Genomic DNA, 1,039 nt, shown 5'->3' with positions numbered 1-1,039 from the left:
CCATTGGACCGATCTGGAACTGAGCCTGTATCAACCGCAGCTTCGACAATACCTTTACGGTCGGTAGCAAGGTTGAGAGCTTGACGGATTTTAAGATTATCTAGACCTTTAACTTTACCAGTTTCATTATAAGTCATATAACTTGTTGTTGCTTCTGGAACTGTAACAACATCTTTGTTCTTTATATTTGAGTTAAAGATTGCTGACGTACTTGAAATGCTTGCAAAGTCAAGTTGACCTTGTTTATACATTTGGACAGCTGTATCAGGTTTTTTAACCGTTTGAATATTGATTGTCTTTGTTTTGACGTGCTTTGCATCCCAATAATTGTTATTTTTGACAAGTTTGAAGCTACCACTTGTACCATTCCAATTTTCAACCTTGAAAGGTCCAGAATAAATTTGTTTGTCAGACTTCGTTCCATATTGTTTTCCAGTCTTTTCTACAAATTCCTTATGTTGTGGGACAAAGTTTGAGAATGACAAAAGACTTTTGAATTGTGGAGAAGGATTTGACAAGGTAAAGATAACTTTATTTCCCTCAGCCTTAACACCCAATTCATCAACGCTCTTATTACCAGCAATAATGTCTGCAACATTAACAAGGTGAGAATCTGAAGCGAGGTAAGAATACTCAGAAGCTGTAGCAGGATCAACCATACGTTGCCAAGTATAGACAAAGTCCTCAGCAGTAATCTTAGTACCATCTGAATACTTCAAGCCATCTCTAAGAGTCACTGTATAAGTCAAACCATCGGATGACACATCAACTTTTTAGCCAAATCAGGTTGTAACTTCCCATTTTTATCAACACGAAGTAAGTTACTTTCTGAGTTCCCAAGCGCCAAGGCTGAATAGTGATCTGAATTTTTAGAAATATCAAGGTGATACCAGTTGCGACCAACATTGTAAATGGAATACCAATCCACATATTAACAAAGATAATAGAGAACTTAGCCCACAATGGGTCAGTCAAGAATGGAAGAGGTCCATTAGTGATATGAAAGGTTTGAAGTACACCATTCAAAGGGCCATCGTCG

Annotated in this window: 1 protein-coding gene and 1 pseudogene; both read right to left on the bottom strand. The window is 37.5% G+C overall.

Annotated features, from left to right (window positions below; translation table 11 throughout):
* The coding region (locus tag CGS49_RS13715) for a peptide ABC transporter substrate-binding protein (RefSeq protein ID WP_207653421.1) at nt 1-749 on the bottom strand (749 nt) is incomplete at its 3' end.
* Nucleotides 750-765: 16 nt separating this feature from the next.
* Nucleotides 766-1,039, bottom strand: a pseudogene (locus CGS49_RS14335) (sugar ABC transporter permease); the annotation flags it as partial.

The organism is Faecalibacterium langellae, from assembly GCF_002549775.1.
In the GTDB taxonomy this organism is placed as follows: domain Bacteria; phylum Bacillota; class Clostridia; order Oscillospirales; family Ruminococcaceae; genus Faecalibacterium; species Faecalibacterium langellae.
The sequence above is the reverse complement of the archived record's forward strand: the minus strand, read 5'-3'. Positions and strand labels throughout refer to the sequence as shown.